16 protein-coding genes are annotated in these 18426 nt (G+C 69.8%); 10 read left to right on the top strand and 6 right to left on the bottom strand.

Annotated elements, in window-relative coordinates; translation table 11 throughout:
• Positions 1–3 precede the first annotated feature (3 nt).
• Genes ACFWV8_RS16440 through ACFWV8_RS16430 form a run of 3 tightly spaced genes read right to left on the bottom strand, consistent with a single transcriptional unit; the run spans position 4 to position 2806 of the window.
• The gene (locus ACFWV8_RS16440) at positions 4–726 is read right to left on the bottom strand and encodes an SDR family NAD(P)-dependent oxidoreductase (protein WP_384201841.1); all 723 of its coding nucleotides are present in this window, start codon (positions 724–726) and stop codon (positions 4–6) included.
• Positions 723–1637 carry a dihydrodipicolinate synthase family protein gene (locus ACFWV8_RS16435; RefSeq protein WP_384201838.1) on the bottom strand — a complete coding sequence of 305 codons (915 nt, stop codon included), beginning with the start codon at positions 1635–1637 and terminating at the stop codon, positions 723–725. The genes ACFWV8_RS16440 and ACFWV8_RS16435 overlap by 4 nt, the downstream gene beginning before the upstream one ends.
• A 2-nt stretch (positions 1638–1639) precedes the next feature.
• Entirely contained in the window at positions 1640–2806 is a 1167-nt protein-coding gene (locus ACFWV8_RS16430; protein WP_384201835.1) for a mandelate racemase/muconate lactonizing enzyme family protein, read from the bottom strand.
• A 138-nt stretch (positions 2807–2944) separates the two neighbouring features.
• Here ACFWV8_RS16430 and ACFWV8_RS16425 point away from each other — a divergent pair, with 138 nt between their 5' ends.
• The 4 genes from ACFWV8_RS16425 (at position 2945) to ACFWV8_RS16410 (ending at position 9199) form a co-directional block, all read left to right on the top strand.
• Positions 2945–3613 (top strand): bifunctional 4-hydroxy-2-oxoglutarate aldolase/2-dehydro-3-deoxy-phosphogluconate aldolase, encoded by a 669-nt coding sequence (locus tag ACFWV8_RS16425; RefSeq protein WP_384201832.1) that lies wholly within the window; start codon positions 2945–2947, stop codon positions 3611–3613.
• The gene (locus ACFWV8_RS16420) at positions 3610–4545 is read left to right on the top strand and encodes a sugar kinase (protein ID WP_384201830.1); all 936 of its coding nucleotides are present in this window, start codon (positions 3610–3612) and stop codon (positions 4543–4545) included. Before ACFWV8_RS16425 ends, ACFWV8_RS16420 begins: the two co-directional genes overlap by 4 nt.
• A 208-nt stretch (positions 4546–4753) precedes the next feature.
• Positions 4754–6100 (top strand): family 16 glycosylhydrolase, encoded by a 1347-nt coding sequence (locus ACFWV8_RS16415; RefSeq protein ID WP_384201827.1) that lies wholly within the window; start codon positions 4754–4756, stop codon positions 6098–6100.
• A 69-nt stretch (positions 6101–6169) separates the two neighbouring features.
• Complete coding sequence (locus ACFWV8_RS16410) at positions 6170–9199, top strand: family 16 glycosylhydrolase (RefSeq protein WP_384201825.1); 3030 nt, start codon at positions 6170–6172, stop codon at positions 9197–9199.
• Between the two features lie 105 nt (positions 9200–9304).
• Here the strand turns inward: ACFWV8_RS16410 and ACFWV8_RS16405 are convergent, their stop codons facing one another.
• The 3 genes from ACFWV8_RS16405 to ACFWV8_RS16395 are packed head-to-tail and all read right to left on the bottom strand — an operon-like array spanning position 9305 to position 12251.
• A complete protein-coding gene (locus ACFWV8_RS16405; protein WP_384201822.1) occupies positions 9305–10105 on the bottom strand; it encodes a DeoR/GlpR family DNA-binding transcription regulator in 801 nt (266 codons plus the stop codon).
• 11 nt (positions 10106–10116) lie between these two features.
• Positions 10117–11121 (bottom strand): 4-hydroxythreonine-4-phosphate dehydrogenase PdxA, encoded by a 1005-nt coding sequence (pdxA, locus tag ACFWV8_RS16400; protein WP_384201819.1) that lies wholly within the window; start codon positions 11119–11121, stop codon positions 10117–10119.
• Positions 11118–12251: a four-carbon acid sugar kinase family protein gene (locus ACFWV8_RS16395; RefSeq protein ID WP_384201816.1), complete on the bottom strand. Its 1134-nt coding sequence runs from the start codon at positions 12249–12251 to the stop codon at positions 11118–11120. The genes pdxA and ACFWV8_RS16395 overlap by 4 nt, the downstream gene beginning before the upstream one ends.
• Positions 12252–12393: 142 nt before the next feature.
• On the opposite strand from ACFWV8_RS16395, the gene ACFWV8_RS16390 reads away from it, so the two are divergent.
• From ACFWV8_RS16390 to ACFWV8_RS16365, 6 genes are read left to right on the top strand one after another with little or no spacing between them, the layout of a single operon-like run.
• Complete coding sequence (locus ACFWV8_RS16390; RefSeq protein WP_384201813.1) at positions 12394–13965, top strand: ABC transporter substrate-binding protein; 1572 nt, start codon at positions 12394–12396, stop codon at positions 13963–13965.
• 1 nt (position 13966) lies between these two features.
• Positions 13967–14902: an ABC transporter permease gene (locus ACFWV8_RS16385; protein WP_329380077.1), complete on the top strand. Its 936-nt coding sequence runs from the start codon at positions 13967–13969 to the stop codon at positions 14900–14902.
• On the top strand, positions 14899–15810 hold the full coding sequence (locus tag ACFWV8_RS16380; protein ID WP_384201809.1) for an ABC transporter permease: 912 nt from the start codon (positions 14899–14901) through the stop codon (positions 15808–15810). Before ACFWV8_RS16385 ends, ACFWV8_RS16380 begins: the two co-directional genes overlap by 4 nt.
• The gene (locus tag ACFWV8_RS16375) at positions 15807–16613 is read left to right on the top strand and encodes an ABC transporter ATP-binding protein (RefSeq protein ID WP_329380072.1); all 807 of its coding nucleotides are present in this window, start codon (positions 15807–15809) and stop codon (positions 16611–16613) included. Before ACFWV8_RS16380 ends, ACFWV8_RS16375 begins: the two co-directional genes overlap by 4 nt.
• Complete coding sequence (locus tag ACFWV8_RS16370) at positions 16610–17455, top strand: ABC transporter ATP-binding protein (RefSeq protein WP_384201806.1); 846 nt, start codon at positions 16610–16612, stop codon at positions 17453–17455. The genes ACFWV8_RS16375 and ACFWV8_RS16370 overlap by 4 nt, the downstream gene beginning before the upstream one ends.
• On the top strand, positions 17452–18402 hold the full coding sequence (locus tag ACFWV8_RS16365) for an aldo/keto reductase (RefSeq protein ID WP_384201803.1): 951 nt from the start codon (positions 17452–17454) through the stop codon (positions 18400–18402). Before ACFWV8_RS16370 ends, ACFWV8_RS16365 begins: the two co-directional genes overlap by 4 nt.
• Positions 18403–18426 lie beyond the last annotated feature (24 nt).

Here is an 18426-nt window from a genome sequence, read left to right as displayed (position 1 = left end):
CGATCAGTCCCTCAGGAGCTTGCTCCGCAGGTCGGGGCGGAGGAACGCGGCGGGAGAAGCGATGGACAGGCCGCCGTCGACCGGTAGTACGACGCCGGTGACGAACGGGGCCGCCGCGAGGTAGAACACCGCGCCGGCGACGTCACCGGGTCGGCCGACCCGGCCCAGCGGGTACCCCTCGGTGACCTTCGGAAGGTCGTCGTTGTCGATGATCCCCGGAGCCACGGCATTGACGCGGATGCCGCGTGGGCCGTACTCCAGCGCCAGCTGCCGCACCAACCCCTCGACCCCGGACTTCGCCGCCGAGTAGGCGGGCAGCCACGGCGCGGCAAGGGTGGCGTTGACGGAACTCACCGCCACGATGCTGCCTCCCCTGGGCAGAACCGCCAAAGCAGCTCGGGCAGGGAAGAAGGCGGTGTACAGGGTGTTGGTGATACCGCGATGCCAGTCGTCAGCGGTGGCGGCATGCGCCGGCGCCGGCGCCATCACCGAAGCGGCCAGGACCAGGACGTCGAGGGAGCCGAGCCGTTCCACGGTACGGCTCACCGCCGCGTCAGCCCCTTCCTCGGTACTGACGTCGAGAGCGAGTGCCTCCACCAGGTGAGGGTCGTCGGCCGTGCCGTCCAACGAGATGCCGACGACCCTGTCCCCCGCCTCGGCGAAGCCGGCGGCGATGGCCTGCCCGATCGGAGAAGAGCTGCCGATCAGCAGCACCGACCGGCTCACGCGGGTACCTTCTGCCAGGAAGGAAGCCGCAGTTCGGCCAGGATCTCGTCAAGCGCACGGGCCGTGACCGGCTCAAGTTCCTGTGCGGGCAGCCGGACCCGGCCCGAATCGATGATCCCCCGTCTGCGCAGCACCTCCTTGTGCACCGCCCACGCCTGGCCGGGGCGCATGCCGAGGTGAATCAGCGGCAGCAGACGGCCGAACGCCGAACGTGCCTGAGGGCGCCGGTCGGCGGCCAGGTCGTCGAGGATGTCGCGGAGCAGGTCGGAGTATTCGCAGGCCGGCATGGTGCCAACGCTGCCGTTGTCGTACTCCTCGATCAGTGAGGCGGCGTTGAGACCGCCGAGAACCGCCAGGTCGTCGATGGCCTTGGTCACCGCTGCCACCTTGACGGGGGTGGGCGGCGCCTCCACTTTCACCGAGGTGATGCCGGAAACGCGGCCCAGGGCCGCCACCGTCGCGACGTCGATCGTGACGCCGGTGACCCCGGGGGCGTCCTGCACCATGACCGTCGCGTCTGTCGCCGCCGCCACTTCGCCGAAGAATTCGAGAAGTTGCCGCTGGCTGGGCTTCGCGAGGTACGGGGGGAGAACCATCAACTGGTCGGCTCCACCGGCCGCGGCGTGCCGGGCCTGTTCGATGGCTACCACCGTGCTGGTGCCGTTCACTCCGGCGACGATCGGCAGGTCGTCGCCCACCACGTCTCTGACCGCGTGCAGGATGGCGGCTCGCTCGTCGGTGGCGAGCGCGAAGCCCTCGCTCGCCATGCCGAAGACCGCCAGGCCGTCCACACCCGCGTCGAGCTGAAACTCCACGAGGGAGCGCAGCGAGGGCAGGTCGAGCTCACCGGAGGTGGTGAACGGCGTGGCCAGGATCGGTACGAGTCCGATGGGGGTGGCGGTGCGTGTCATGGTCAGCCTCCCTGAACGAGGTCGTCGAGGACGTCCTGGTTGATGTCGATGCCCAGCCCTGGCCCGTGCGGCAAGGTGAACCCGGCGGCAGTGCTGTTGACCGGGGTCCGCAGAATCCGCTGCGCGAAGGGCAGTGTGGTCGGCTGCGACTCGAAGAAGGGACTGTCGGCCACGGCCGCGGAGACGTGCAGCCCGGCGGCGAGCGCCACGCCGAGGCCCACGGAGTGGTGGCAGGCCACGGGGATGTGGCGGGCGTCGGCCAGCGTGGCGATGGTCATGGCCTCCGTGATCCCCGTGCGGGCGACGTCCGGCTGGGCCAGCCCCATGGCCCTGTGGTCGAACCAGTCGCGGAACTCGTAGCGGTTGCGCATGGCTTCACCCACCGCGACCGGGGTGGTGAGGCGGGATGCCAGCTCGCGGTGGCCGGCGATGTCCTCGGGCGCCAGGGGGGCCTCGAAGAACAGGGCGCGCCGGCGGTCGAGTTCGCGCCCGAGTTCCAGGGCCTGGGGGAGTGAGTAGACCCAGTGGGCATCGATCGCGATGCCCAGACTCGGCGCGGCAGCGGCCACCGCGTCATAGGTGGCGAGGTCCTCGTCGATGCCGTTGCCGAGAGCGAGCTTCACCATGGAGGCCCCCCGAGCCGCCCATTCGGCGGCCAGCCGGGCGCGGCCCTCGTCCGTCGGCTCGGGCAGACCGGAGATGTAGGCGGGGATCTCGGTGCGGTAGGCCCCGCCAAGAAGCTGGGCCACGGGAAGACCGGCCGCCTTGCCCGCCAGGTCCCACAAGGCGATGTCCAGAGAGGCCAGAGCGTCTGCCTGATGCCCCGTCAAATGGCCGCGCTCACGCATGAGATCGCGCATGCCGTCCCAGAGAGGCCGGACCTGCGACGGATCCCGGCCCACCAGCCACGGTCCCAGCATGCGGTCGATGATCGCGGCGACAACCTCGGGACCGACCGGAGCGAGCGCCTCGCCCCACCCTTCTGCCCCTTCGTCTGTCGTGACGCGGACGAGGACGGTCTCCATATGGGCCGAGTACAGGCTTCGCCACGGCGGGCGCACGAAGTAGCCCAGGTCCGGCGCCGGCGCCGATCCGTCGTTCAGCTTGCCCAGATAGGCAGACTCCGTGGGCTGTTTCAGGACGTATGTCCGAACCTGCGTGACCCGCATGGTGCCTCCAGAGTGTGAGATTCGTATTGCGGTTCAATACTTGCGCATGATGGATTAAACATCCATCCACCGTGGGCTGGTCAAGCCCCTCACCGGACCGTGACCGCTGCCGCGACATGACCCAGAACCGGAAATAGCATGAATTTGCTGGAAGAGATCACACAGCGCGGACTCCTCGCCATCATCCGTGCCGACAGTGCCGAGCGGGCCCTGCGCTGTATGCGCACCCTGATCGACGCCGGCGTCACGGCGATGGAGGTCTCCTTGACCACGCCGGGCGGCCTCGGCGCGATCACCCGGGCCCGGTCGCAGTGCCCGCCCGCCGTACTCATCGGCGCGGGCACCGTACTGACCGCCGACCAGGCCGACGCCGCCTCCGCCGCGGGCGCCGGTTTCATCGTCACGCCCGGGATCACACCGGGCGCCCGCCGCGCCGCCGCGACCGAAGTCCCGCTCCTGTGCGGCGCGTTGACCCCCACGGAGGTCATCGCCGCGCTGGACCTCGGCGCCACGGCTGTGAAGGTCTTCCCGGCCGGTCAGCACGGACCCGGCTACCTGCGCGAACTGCGTGGCCCCTTGCCCCGGGCGCCACTGGTGGCCGTCGGCGGCATCGACCGCGAAACGGCACCCCAGTACCTCGCGGCGGGTGCTGTCGCCGTCGGCGTCGGGTCCCCACTCCTCGGCCCCGCCGGGGCCACCGACGCACCGCAGGCACAGGACGACCTGGCAAAACGCGCCGCGGCATTCCTCGAAGCAGTGGAGCCCCGCCACGCCGTGGGTCGCGACCGCCGGCAGGAGACACGATGAGCGGCGTTCTTACGATCGGCGAGGCGATGGTGTCTGTGCGCACCCCCGTACCCCTCGAACTCGGCGGGGCCGCGCGGCTGTCCGTGGCCGGCTCCGAGAGCAACGTTGCCATCGGCCTTGCCCGGCTCGGCCACGGCGTCGCATGGCTCGGCGTGGTCGGTGAGGACCAGCCCGGCCGGCTCATCCGCCGAACACTGCGTGCCGAAGGAGTCGACACCCGCTTCGTCCGCTCCACGGCGGAGTCGTTCACCGGACTCGTCGCCTTCGACCAGCCGGTCCATGACATCACGCGAGTCAGCTACCACCGCAGAGGGTCCGCCGGCTCACTGCTCACCGCCGAGGAGTGCCTTGCCGCACTGGAGGACGCCTCACCGTCGCTGCTGCACCTGACCGGGATCACCCCCGCCCTCTCGCCGGCGGCCGGGGCGGCGACGCTCGCGGCGGCAACTGCCGCGCACGCCACGGGAGTCCGGGTGAGCCTGGACGTCAACCACCGCAGCCGCCTGTGGACCCGCCGGCAAGCGGCAGGGGCCCTCCGCCCCCTGCTGCCTTCGGCCGACATCGTGTTCGCGTCGAGCGACGAACTCGACATCCTCACGGACGCACCGGATCCGGTGTCCGACCTGCTCGCCTGCGGGATCGCCGAGGTGGTCGTCACCGCCGGAGCCGCCGGCGCGTACTGCCGTACAGCGGACGCGGAACACCACCAGGACGCCCTCCCGGTCAACGTGGTCGACAGCGTCGGCGCCGGTGATGCCTTCGTGGCCGGCTACCTCTCCGCGTCGCTGAACGACCTGCCCCCTCGGGAGCGTCTGAGGCGCGGGGCCACCGCAGGGGCGTTCTGCGTGGGAACACGCGGGGACTGGGAAGGCCTGCCCACCCGCCAGGACCTTGGGCTCCTCACACGTACCTCCGGCACCGCTCTGCGATGAGCCACCGGGCCGGCCGATCGCCTGCAACAAGATTCGCGTGCAACGTGATTGACGACATCCATGAACACTCCTACGCTGCGAGCAATTCGGATGTGTCATTCACCATAGGGATGCTCCTATCGGAGAGCTGATGACGTCATCTGCCCGCACGCCGCTTCCAGAGACAGGAAAGCCGTTGAGTCTTCTGCTTCGCGCAAGAACACGGGTGATGGCATGCGCGGGTGCCGTCCTCGTCGGCACCCTCGCCGCGGCGACACTCACCACGCCCGCCCATGCCGATCCTCCGCCCGGCTCCACCGCGCCGGCCGGCTACCAGCTCGTGTTCTCCGACGACTTCAACGGCACGAGCCTCGACGCCAGCGCGTGGCGCACCCGCCAGAGCTCCTGGGTCTCGGACGACAACGTCAAGGTCACCGGCGGAAGTCTCAGCATCGACCAGACCCGGGTTTCGACCGCCAATACGGAGACCTCAAGCTTCAGAGGCGGCGGTATCACCACGAAGAAGCGTTTCGGCTACGGCTACTACGAGGCCCGGGTCAAGCTTCCCCCGAACACCGGACCCTTCCACCAGTCGTTCTGGACGCAGATCTGGGACGGCCAGTACGCCAAGCCCGACTACAACGCCGGCTTCACCGAGATCGACATCGTCGAGTCGTTCAAGGGCCAGACCCACGGCGGCTACCTCACCTGGCTGTCCGGCCAGGAGGACATCAAGCAGTCCACCTCCGAGCGGCGCACCATGGGCACCCCGGACGGGAGGAACTACAACACGTACGGCGTGCTGTACGAACCGCGCAAGACGACGTTCTTCCTGAACGGCACCGAGCAGGGGTCGCTGGCCCACACCTCGATTCCGAACAGTCCGATGTCGATCTGGCTGTCCACCATCCCGCAGGCGGGCCGGCTGGACGGACTCACCGATCCGGCCGGACACAGTTACGGCACCATGAACGTCGACTGGGTCCGCTACTACTCCAGCGACGGCGCCGTTCCCGCGACCGTCCCGGCATCGGTGCCCGCCTCACTGACCAGCTACCACAACAACTTCGAAAGCGGTACAGCGGCGAACTGGACCCCCGTCGGGGGTTCCTGGTCCGTCACGGCCGACGGCGCGGACCACGCGTACCGCAACACTGCTTCCGGGGACGTGTACTCCCTCTACACCGCCACCGCGACGCACTTCCCGAAGTGGCGGAGCACGACGCTCTCCGCGGCTGTCGAACTGTCGGGCACCGGAGGCGGAGCCGGCATCGTCGGACGCTACACGGACGCCGACAACTACTACTACCTGCGCCTTTTCCCGGAGACGAACACCGTCACCCTCGTCAAGAAGGTGGGTGGTTCGGTGACCACCCTCGCCAGTCACAGCACCACGATCGATCCCGGGACCACCTATCGGCTGAGCTTCGAGCTCCACGACGCCCGGCTGATCGCCAAGCTCAACGGCACAGGGATCATGAGCGTCACCGACAGGTCCCTGGCCGAAGGCAAGTGGGGCGTCAAGGGCTACAACCAGCCCTTCAGTGTCGACGACGTGGCCATGACGTCCCCCTGAGAAACCTCATGAGCCTGTTACGGCCGCCTTCACCCCGAGCCATTCATCGCCCGTAGAGGAGCCCGAGTTGTGAACGTCCGCAGAACGCTGGTGGCCGCCTTCCTGGCGGCCTCCGTCGCCATATCCCTCGTGCCCGCGTCGTCGGCGATGTCCGCAGCTCCGGCCGCGGCGCCGGAGACAGCGGCACCGGCCGGGGCGCCGGCGCCCGGATACGAGCTCGCCTGGTCCGACGAGTTCGACGGCGTCGACGCGGAAGGCGAGGGCCTCGACGAAGCGGAGTGGCACTACCGCGAGAGCGAGAAGGCGATCTGCTCGAACAGCCCGGACAACGTCTCCGTGTCCCAGGGGCTGATGCGCATCGCGCTGAAGCGCGAGGACCGCAACGGGAAGGAGTACACGTGCGGCGGTGTGATCAGCAAGCGGACGTTCGGCTACGGCTATTACGAGACACGCGCCCGGCTCTGGGGTGACCAGGGCTTCCACTCCGCGATGTGGACCACCGGCCTGGCCGACTACGTGCCGGACACACCGAAGTACAAGGGGCCGAACAACCGGGTGAACGAGATCGACGGGTTCGAGGTCGACTCGCACACCCCCGACGAGTTCACCCAGGTCTCGCACTGGTTCGTACCGCACCACGTGGGGAACCCCGGCCGGGTGTACCAAGGCCCCGACTCGTCCGACGGCTATCACACCTACGGCTTCGAGTGGACCCCCACAGAGGTGCGGTACTACATAGACGGCAAGCTGACCCAGACACTGCCCAAGGCCGGCCCGCACGGGCTGCAGAACATCTGGCTGACCACGCTCGGCTACACCTCCCCGGTCGACGAGACCAACCTGCCGGGCGAGACCACCTGGGACTACTTCCGGTACTACGCGCCCGTGGACACCGGTGACGACGAGTCCGCGGACACCGTCGTGGTCGACAACGGCGACGCCGGGTACGCCGAAACAGGCAGGTGGGCGGATGAGATCACGGACGGGCACCGCGAGGTCTTCGGATACCAGGACAAGGAGCTCCGCCGCTCCGACGACCCAGGTGCGACGGCCCGCTGGGCACCGAAGCTGCGCTCCGCCCAGCCGTACGAGGTGTTCGTGTGGAATCCGAGCTTCCTGAAGACCGGGCACAAGGCCGCCACCTACACAGTGAGCCACGACGGCGGAGAGACCGATGTCGTCGTCGACCAGACCGGGGCAGGCCAGCAGTGGGTCAGTCTCGGCTCCTACCCGATGACGCCCGAAGCCGGCCGCGGCGTGCGTGTGACCGGCGGTCCGGGCGGCGGCACCCTGCGTGCCGACGCGGCGAAGTTCGTACCTGCCGTGGTCGTCGACAACGGTGACGACGGCTACCGCGAGCGGGGCACCTGGGGCGCGTCGGACGCGGTCACCGGCTGGCGGGGCACCGGCACCCGCTGGGCCACCGCCTCAGCCTCGGCCGCCCGCTGGACGCCCGACCTGCCCAAGCGCACCACCTACGACGTCTACGCCTGGCTTCCGGACGCCGCGGGCGACAACGAGACCGTCACGCGCACCGACGACTCCGGCTACACGGAGACCGGCCGGTGGGGCGCGTCGAGTATCCGGGGCTGGGACGGAACCCCCACCAGGACGAGCAACGACACCTCGGCCACCGCCGAGTGGCGTCCGGAACTCAAGGAAGCCGGCACGTACAAGGTGTACGCGTGGTCGCCCGCCAACCCCGTCAGCACGACAGCGGCCCGGTACACCGTCACTCACGCCGGCGGGTCCGACTCCACCGACATCGATCAGACCACCGGCGGCAACGACTGGGTCGAGCTCGGCGAGTACGAGTTCGCGGCCGGCACCGACGGGTACGTCACCGTCTCGAACGCCGCTCGCGGCAACTACCTGCGCACCAACGTCGTCAAGTTCGCCCGCGTGGGTACGGAGACGCCCGACCCGGCCGGCTACACCGTCTCCCACGCCGGCGGCACCACCGAGGTGGCGGCGGACACGAGCGGCGGGACGGACCGCTGGGTCCGGCTCGGCAACTTCCCGTTCGACGCCGGATCTGACGGCTATGTGGAACTGGGCAGGGAGGAGGGCTCCCACGGGCTCATGCACGCGGACGCCGTGAAGTTCGTTCCCACGCCCCAGGACGACGCGCGGCGGCCCGCCGCGCCGCGGAATCCGCAGGCCTTCGTTCAGCCGAACGCGTCGAACGGCGACGTCGTACTCCATGTGCGCTGGAGCCCCGCCCAGGACGACGACGTACTCGGGCACCACGTCTATCTGGACGGGCGCCGGATCACCTGGAAGCCGGTGCGGCGCGACTCGTTCCGCCTGTACGAGATGCTGGCCGGCCAGACGCACAAGGTGACCGTGACCTCGGTAGACCGGTCCGGCAACGAGTCGGCGCCTTCGGCACCGCTGTCGGTGAGGACACCGGCCGACACGAAGCCACCGGCACCACCGGCCCGCGTGGCCGCGGAGGCGACGAACGAGGCGGCGGTGCTGTACTGGGACCAGAGCCTTGAGGTGGACCTGCACGGCTACCACGTGTACGTGGACGGCAGACGGATCACCGACGAGCCCTACGGCAACCCGGTCGACGCGCACCTGCGCGCGCTCGGCTTCCCGGTCGAGGACCTGACGAACAACGCCGAGCACGAGCTGGCCGTCACCGCGGTGGACCAGACGGGCAACGAGTCCAAGCCGTCGTCCGTACGGATCACGCCACTGCCCATGAGCATCATCGGCATCGACGACCCGGGCTACATCGAGAAGGGCACCTGGACCGGGTCGAGCGTCGCAGGCTGGCTCGGCTCCAAGACGCGTACCAGCAACGACACTTCGGCGACGGCCACATGGCGCCCCGAGCTGGGGGCGGCCGGCGGCTACGAGGTGTTCGCGTGGGTGCCCAGCCATCCCAACAGCACCGCGGCGGCCCGGTACACCGTTACCCACGCCGGTGGCACGAAAGCCGTGGACATCGGCCAGACCGCGGGCGGGAACCGGTGGATCTCGCTCGGAACCTTCGGGTTCGCCCAGGGATCGGCCGGCGACGTAACGGTCTCCAACAGCGCGGGCAGCAGCTATCTGCGTACCAGCTACGTCAAGTTCGTACCGAAGTGACAGGAGGCTGAGCAGGACCCGTGCCCGGCACCGGCCGAACCGCCGGTGCCGGGCACGGTGACGCACGCCCGCACCGGCGCGTGAGCGCCGTCCCTCACCCCGCGGTCAGCTCCGAGCGCCGGACACCTCGTCGCCGTTCTCGTCGGTGACCACGACATCGATCCCTTTCGCGCGGAACGGGTCGAGATCGGCGCCGGTGGCCGATTCGTCGGTGACCAGTGTCCACTTCGGAGGCAGCGGAGCCCAGGCGTGGAACGGACGACGACCGATCTTGGCCCCGTGCACCAGCAGATAGACGCGGTCGCTGCGGCGCGCCATCAGCTCCTTGAGCCGGGTCTGCCGGATGTCGGCCTCACAGATGCCGTCCTCGGCGGTGACCCCGTCCGCGCCGAGGAACACCCGGTCGAACGTGCGGCGTTCCAGGGCGGTTTCGGTGAGGGGGCCGATGAAACCCTGGCTCCGCGGCCGGAGTTGGCCGCCGAGGCACTCCACGGTCACCGCGTCGGCCGAAGAGAGCTCCTGGAGAGCCGTCATGCCGGTGGTCACCACTGTCAGCGCGGGGCCGTGCCGCAGCTCGTGTGCGAGCGCGCCGGTGGTGGTGCCCGCGTCGAGCAGCACCGTCTCCCCGGCCCCGATCTGGCGCGCGGCCCAGCGCGCGATGGACTGCTTGGCCTCGAACGCCTCGCCGACGCGCTGGCGGAGGCTGGCTTCCGGGTGCGCGACGAGCGCCATCGCGCCGCCGTAGGTGCGGGCCAGGGCGCCCGCGCGTTCGAGCTGGGCGAGATCACGCCGGATGGTCGACGCGGTCACTCCGAACTGCGCGGAGAGTTCGTCCACGTTGGCAAGCCCTGTGGTGGTGGCCAGTTGGACGATGGCCTGCCTGCGGAGTTCGGAATCGCGGGGCACTCGTTGTCCCTTCAGCCGACAGAGACCGGCGCCAGGTCCGCAGCCTGGCGCAGGGCCTCAATCATGCTACCTACTTCGGCAGTTCCGGTTCCCGCGATGTCGAAGGCCGTGCCATGGTCGACCGAGGTGCGGATCACGGGGAGCCCCACGGTGATGTTGACACCCGCCTCGATGCCGAGCACCTTCACGGGGCCGTGGCCCTGGTCGTGGTACATGGCCACGATCAGGTCGTAGTCTCCGCGCCCGGCGAGGAAGAACGCGGTGTCGGCGGGCAGCGGGCCCCGTGCGTCGATGCCGTCGGCGCGCAGCTTCTCCAGCGCGGGCTCGATCTTCTCCTCCTCCTCACCGGCACCGAACAGGCCGTTCTCCCCGGCGTGCGGGTTGATCCCGCAGACCCCGATGACGGGCGCGTCGACTCCCGATGAGCGCATGGCCCTGTGGCCCCGCCGCACGGTCCGCTCCACGAGCCCGGGATCAATCCTGGCTATGGCGTCGATCAGGCCGATGTGGGTGGTCACATGGATGACCTTGACCTTGGGCGTCGACAGCATCATCGACACTTCCTCGATGCCGGTCAGCGCCGCGAGCATCTCCGTGTGCCCGGGGTAGATGTGCCCCGCCGCGTGCAGCGCCTCCTTGTTCAGCGGCGCCGTGCAGATGGCCTGTACCTCGTGGGAGACCGCGAGTTCGGACGCGACACGCACGTACTGGTAGGCCGCTTCTCCCGCGGCCGGGCTCAGCTTTCCCCACTCCAGGCCCTCGGGGAGCAGACCGAGGTCGATGACATCGATCCGGCCGGGCTCGAACCGGGCCTGGGACACCGATTCGACGGCCACCACCTCGACCGTCTCACCCCGTACCAGGGCGGCCTCGCGCAGGCGGCGGGCGTCCCCGATGACGAGGGGACGGCACCGTTCGTACACGGCCGCGTCGGCGAGCGCGCCGACGACGACCTCGGGGCCGATTCCGGCTCCGTCCCCCATCGTGACGGCTATGGCGGGCAAGGGCGAATTCACAGTTCCTCCTGTGGATCAGGCTGGTGAAGCTGGTCGGCGATCGTGAGCAGGCTGTCCGGGCCACCGTGGCTGCCGGGCCGGGTCACGATCTCCAGTCCGGTGTCGGTGCGCATGTGCACGGCGCCCGGATGCACCTGGCCGAGCAGGTGGAGGCGTCGTACGCCGAGCGCGTCGAGTACCCGCCGTGCGGTCTCGCCCCCGGTGAGGGCGAGCCGGAGCGGGCCGTCGTGCCGGGCGACGACCTCGCGGACCATGCCCGCGAGGTGTACGGCGAGCGCACGGGCGCGGGTGGGATCGAGCGGCGCGGGGCACAGTGTCAGCACCGTGCGGCCCCCGGTGAGCTCGAAGCGGGGAACGTCACGGGTCGCCGGGTCCACCTCGACCAGCCGCGCGCCGCTGGAGGCCAGCAGTTCGACCTGGCGGCGCGCGCCCGGTTCGGCGGAGCCGACCACGACGAGCACTGTCGCGGGCACGGTGGACGGGACTTGCGTGATTCGCGCAGGACGCATCCTTCCGAAGGCCGCCGCAAGCCCGGCGGAGCCGACGGCGGTGATGTCTCCGGCCTCGCCGGTCATGACGGTGGCGGCGGCGAGCAGGTCGAGATCGGCGTCGGTCTCCGCGTCACAGACGGCTATCCGCCCGGTACGCGCGAGCCGCGCGAGCACATCGCGCAGGCCGGGCGAGCGCAGCTCGTCGAGCTTCACATGGGTGACCGGGAGATCCCCGAGCGCGTCCTCGACGGAGGCGGGTCGGTGCTCGCCGATACCGGGCTCGGCCGACAGCACCACGCGACCGTTGAGTGTGGGGCGGCCCGCGACCGGCAACGCCGGGGTACAGACCACCAAGCCGGAGCGCACATCGCGCACTCCGCGCACCATCGCCTCGACGTTGCCGCGCAGGAGCGAGTCGATCTTGATGAAGGCCTGGCGTCGCTGTGGCAGCCCCGCTCGAACGGCGGTGCGGGCGGTCTCCGGATCGGCCTGACGGATATCAAGGTCGACCACCCGCGCCCCCGTGTTCTGCGCGGAACGCGCGAGATCGACTGTGTCGATACCAAGAGCCAGAGCGGCCTCCGCGGCACCGCTGAGGTCGTCACACAGTGCCGAGCCCATGATCTCAGCAGATCTCATTCGCACCTCCCCACAACTTGTTCTGCGTGAAACACGCTATCTGTATTGCGCATAGCGTGCAAGGGTGCCAGAGTGCGCAGCCACAGGTGCTCCTACGGCGATGGCGCCGGCGAGCCACGGAGGGTTCCACATGCGGAAAGTGATGCCACAGAAGGCACAGATATCCCGACGCACACTGCTCAAGGCACTGGGCGTCACCGGGGGCGCGATGGCCGCGGGCGGCCTCGCCGGTTGCGCCAGTCCCACGGGCGGTCCGCCGCCCGGCTCGGTGACCCTCGGGCTGAACCGTTCACTCGTGTCACTCGACAACAAGCTCAATCAGTTCGACGCGGCGGTCACCGTGCAGCGCGCGGTCCGCCAGGGGCTGACCCGGATCGGCACCGATCTCTCCCCAGTGCCCGTGCTCGCCGACACGTTCGAGCTCACCGCCCCGACACAGTGGACGGTGCGGCTGCGCGAAGGCGTTCGCTACTCCGACGGCAGCCCGGTGCGCATCAAGGACGTCAGCACCGCGCTCACGATGTACCAGCAGGTCAACGGTTCCTATCTGGCGGGCTTCTTCCCCGAGTGGCCGACCGTCGTGCCGGTGGACGAGCGGACGTTCACGCTGGAGACCAACCGCCCGCTGCCGGTTCTCGACTACCTCATGGCCAACATCCTTGTGACGCCCGCGGCGGCGAACGTGCCCGAGGAACTCCAGTCCGGCGTCGGCTCCGGCCCCTACGTGGTCACCGCGTCGAACCGCGGCACCGGCGAGTACACCTTGCGCCGCAACCGCGACTACTGGGGCGGGCCCGCGCGCGTGAAGCAGGTACAGGTGCGGTTCGTGCCCGAGGAGTCCAACCGGGTGGTGGGACTGCGCTCGGGCGAGATCGACATCATTGACACGATCACCCCCGACTCCGCAGACCAGTTGAGCGGACAGCCGGACGTGTCGTTCGAGCGGGTGCGCGGCACCCGGATCAACCAGCTCTTCTACAACTTCCGTAAGCCGGACAGCCATCCGCTGTCCAAGGCATCTGTCCGCCAGGCGCTCTCGCTGGCCGTGGACGGCGAACGGCTCGCCGAAGAGATCCTGGCCGGCTCCGCGCAGCCCGCTGTCGGGCCCGTGGCCCAGACGCTCAACGGCGCGGTGTCCTGCGGTACTTACGACTACGACCCCCGCCGCGCCAAGCAGATGCTGGAAGCCGAGGGCATCGCCGACGGCGATCTGCGGCTCACCCTGATCTGGGAGACAGGCGAGTTCGCGGGCGACACCAGTGTGATGGAGGCCGTCGTGCAGATGCTCGGCGAGATCGGCGTCCGCGTGAGGCTCCGTCAGTTCGAGCCGGGCGGCGACATCTCCAAGTGGCGCCAGGGCCGGGCAGGCGACTGGGACATCCTCGGCAACGGATACGCCTCTCCCGTCGGCGCGGCGCTGCCGATCCTGCAAGGGATGTACGGCGGCACGCCGGAACGCGAACGCACCCGCGACACCTACCAGGGCTACGTCAACCGCGAGGTGCTCGCGCTGCTCGACCAGGCCTACGCCGAGGTGGACGCCGAGCGACGGCAGAAGATCACCGCCCGCGCTCAGCAGGTGGTGTGGGACTCATGGCCGAGCATGTGGGCGTTCGTACCCAACTCGGTGCTGGCCTTCCGTAACCGCGTCACCGACGTGACGCTGGAAGCGACCAACTCGTACCAGCTCGCACGCGTCGGTCTGGAGGGCTGAGGTGACCACGTACATCCTCAGGCGACTCGGCCAGAGCGCGTTCGTCGTACTGCTCACGGTCTCCACCGTGTTCGTGCTGATCCGGATGGCGCCAGGCGACCCGGCGACAGCCCTGGCCGCGCCGAACGCGACCGCCGCGGACCTGGCCAAGATCCGTACCCAGCTCGGGCTGGACGGCCCGGTCCTCTCGCAGTACCTGACTTTCATCGAGCATCTGTTCACCGGTGACCTCGGTATGTCGTACTCGTTCCGCGCGCCCGCGTTCGACGTGGTTCTCGACCGGGTGCCCTACACGATCACCCTCGCGCTGGCCGCGGTCACCCTCACCGCCGTGATCTCGCTGCCCCTGGGCATCTGGATGTCCCGCCGCGCCGACACCGGCCGCGAGATGGGCGCCAACATCCTGACGATCGCCGCGCAGTCGATGCCCGAGTTCTGGAGCGGCATCATGCTGCTCACCGTCTTCTCCGTGCTCGTGCCGGTGCTGCCCTCGTCCGGGTTCACGACCTGGTCGGGGCTCGTGCTGCCCGCGACCACCATCGCGCTGCTCCAGGTCGCGCTCATCTCACGGCTCGTACGCCGCGAGATGGTGAGCAATCTGACCTCCCCGCACCTCATGGTGGCCCGTGCGCACGGCATCCCGGAACGCAGACTCGTCTGGGACCACGCGCTCACCAACTCCGCGATCCCCGTACTCACCGCGCTCGGCACCCGGTTCGCGGCGATGCTCAACGGCGTCGTCGTGGTGGAGGTCGTGTTCAACTGGCCCGGCGTCGGCTCGCTCGTGGTCCGGGCGCTGGAGACCCGCGACTACCCGCTGATTCAGGCGACGGTGCTCGTCACCGCCGCACTCGCGATCCTCGTACAGCTCGTCATCGACCTGCTGTACCCGCTGCTCGATCCACGGATCCGCCTCGGAAAGGCCACGGCGCGATGACCATCACAGAGAGTACGGAGACCGAGAGCCGTCCCAGCCGTATCACCGCCGCCCAGCTGCGCGACGCCGGAGCCACCCGCCGCCCCCGCATGGCCCGGATCAAGATCCGCGTCGGCGCGGTCCTCACGGCGCTGGTCGTCCTGCCGGTGGCGCTGGCCGGCCTGCTGCCCCTGCCCGGCTCCACCGAACAGGACCTCGGCGCACGCCGGCTGCCGCCGCTCACCGACGGCCATCTGTTCGGGACCGACCAGCTCGGCAGGGACCTGCTCGCACGGGTCCTCGACGGCGGGCAGGTGTCGATCCTCATCGGGGTCCTCGCCGTGGTCGTGTCCGGGCTGATCGGGCTCGCCGCCGGTGCGGCGGCGGGCTACTTCGGCGGCTGGTGCGACGCGCTCATCAGCCGTCTGCTGGAAGCCCAGATGTCGTTGCCTCTGCTGATGATGCTGCTGCTCGTCGTGGCGCTGTTCGGACCGTCCGTACCGGTGATCACCGCGGTCATCGCGATCGCGCAGTGGCCCGAGGTCGCCAGGCTGACCCGCTCGATGGTGCTCGTCGAGCGCGAGAAGCCGTACGTCGACGCGGCCCGCACACTCGGCCTGCCCCACCACAGCGTGCTGCTGCGCCACCTCGTGCCCAATATCGTCCGGCAGACCAGCCTCGTCGTACTCCTGCTCCTCGCACAGGCGGTGCTGCTGGAAAGCGCGCTCAGCTACCTCGGCGCCGGCCCGGAGCGGCCGTTCGCCACCTGGGGACGGCTGATCTCGGACGGTCAGGACTACATCACCACCTCGTGGTGGCTCGTCACGCTGCCCGGTCTCGTCATCGTGCTGCTGGTGGTCGGCGTGAACCTGCTCGGCGACGGACTGCGGGACACGATCAGAGGTACCAAGAAGGGAGTGGCAGCGTGAGCAGTGTGCTAGAGGTCGAGGACCTCCAGATCGAGCTGATAACCGAACGCGGTGTCGTCCGCGCCGTCGACGGGGTCTCACTGCACGTCGACCCCGGCGAGACCGTGACCCTGATCGGCGAGTCCGGTTCCGGCAAGTCGACCACGGCGATGGGCCTGCTGCGGCTCCTGCCGCCCGACCTGGCCGTACTGTCCGGCAGGGCGGTGCTCGCCGGACACGACGTGATCGCCGACCCGGCCGCGATCAGCGGCCTGCGCGGGCGCGTCGTGGGTCTTGTCCCACAGGACCCGATGACCGCCCTGAGCCCGGTGCACACGGTCGGCAGGCGGCTGACCGACCTGGTCCGCCTGCGGCACAAGGGAACCAGCCGCCGCCAGGCCCGGCTGACGGCGAGGGAACTGCTGGAGCGCGTGCACGTACCCGACCCGGAACGGGTGCTCGGCCACTACCCCCACCAGCTCTCCGGCGGACTTCAGCAGCGGGTACTGATCGCGTGCGCGCTCGCGGGCGAGCCCGAACTGCTGGTGGCCGACGAGCCGACCAGCGCCCTCGACGTCACCGTGCAGGCGGGCGTGCTCGACCTGCTCATGGAGCTCCAGGAACGCACCGGCGTCGCGATCCTGATGATCACCCACGACCTCGGCGTGGCCCGGCTCGTATCCGACCGCGTGCACGTGATGCGCGCGGGCCGGTTCGTGGAGAGCGGCGATGTCGAACGGGTGGTGAACGCGCCGGCGCACCCCTACTCGAAGCAACTGCTCGCAGCCGTGCCGCGACTGGCACGCAAGGAGGTGCCCGCGTGAGCGAGAAAGCGATCCTCTCCGTCGAGGACCTGGTGGTGGAGTTCCCCGGCAGCGGCAAGACGAAGTTCCGCGCCGTCTCCGGGGTGGGATTCAGCCTGAGGAAGGGCCGCACCGTCGGCATCGTGGGCGAGTCCGGCTGCGGCAAGACCACGATCGCGCGCAGCATCGTCCGCCTGCAGCGGCCGACGTCCGGCCGCATCCTGCTCGACGGCACCGACATCTCCCAGCTGCCGGAACGGCGCCTGCGACCGCTGCGCGCCCGCGTGCAGATGATCTTCCAGGACCCGTACGGGTCGCTCGACCCGAGACTCACCGCGGGCGAGATCGTGTGCGAGCCGCTGAAGCTGCGCGGGGTGCGCGACCCGGCCCAGCGCAGGAAGCAGGCACTCGCGCTGCTGGACCGGGTCGAGCTGCCGGAGAGCGCACTCGACCGGCTGCCCGCCGAGTTCTCCGGCGGGCAGCGGCAGCGCATCGGCATCGCCAGGGCGCTCGCGAGCCGGCCCGACGTGCTGGTGTGCGACGAGGCGACCAGCGCACTCGACGTCTCGGTGCAGGCACAGGTGCTGGCACTGCTCAAGGACATCCAGGCGGAGACCGGCGTGGCCTACGTGGTGATCTCGCACAACCTCGGCGTGGTGCACGAGCTCAGCGACGACGTGCTCGTGCTGCGCCGGGGCGAGGTGGTCGAACACGGCCCGGCCGACCAGGTGCTGACCGAACCCGCGTCCGCCTACACACGGGCGCTGCGCGACGCCGCGCTGGATCCCGCCGCCATGACCGGCCGCAAACCCCGGCATCTGCTCGCCGGCGCGGGCGCGACAACAACCGGAAGGAACCCATGACCGGCACACCCAGGCTGGTGCTCGGCACCATGACCTTCGGCGACACCGTCTCGGCGGCCGACGCCGAGACGATGCTCGACGCGGCGCTCGACGCCGGGATCACCGACGTCGACACGGCCAACGGCTACGCCAAGGGCGCCACGGAGGAACTTCTCGCGCCCCTGGTCGCGGCTCGCCGGGACCGCATCAGGCTCGCCACGAAGGCCGGTATGCCCCACCCGGACGCCGGGGAGCACTCGCCGCTGTCGCCCCAGGGCCTGCGGGCCGGGGTGGAGGGCAGCCTGCGCAGGCTCGGCGTCGACCACATCGACCTGTTCTACCTGCACCAGCCCGACTACGCGGCCCGTGTCGAGGACACGCTGAGCACGGTCGCCGACCTGGTGACGGAAGGCAAGATCCGCGAGCTGGGCGTCTCGAACTTCGCGGCGTGGCAGATCGTGGAACTGAACCACGTCGCCGACCGCGTCGGGGCGCCCCGGCCCGTGGTGGCCCAGCAACTCTGCAACCTCCTCGCGCGCAGGATCGAGGAGGAGTACGCGGCGATGGCCGCGGCGACGGGGCTGGAGACGATGGTCTACAACCCGCTCGGCGGCGGGCTGCTCACCGGCAAGCACCGCTTCGGCGCCGAACCGGGCACCGGCCGCTTCGGCGATTCCGTCCTCGCCGGCATGTACCGCAAGCGCTACTGGGACGAGCGGCTCTTCGAGGCCGTCGCGACACTGGAGGGCATCGCCGGACAGGCCGGGCTGCCGCTGACCGAGCTCGCACTGCGCTGGCTGCTCAACCGGCCCGTGGTCGGCTCCATCTTGCTCGGAGCGTCCAGCCTCGACCACCTCGTCGCCAACATCGCCGCGCTGGGCAGGGGACCGCTGCCCGACGACATCGCCGCGGCGTGCGACGAGGTCGGGGCCGAGCTGCGCGGGCCGATGCCCAACTACAACCGCTGAGAACGAAGAACAGGAGCACATCTC

This window comes from Streptomyces sp. NPDC058665 (genome assembly GCF_042714995.1).
Lineage (GTDB): Bacteria > Actinomycetota > Actinomycetes > Streptomycetales > Streptomycetaceae > Streptomyces.
The sequence above is the reverse complement of the archived record's forward strand: the minus strand, read 5'-3'. Positions and strand labels throughout refer to the sequence as shown.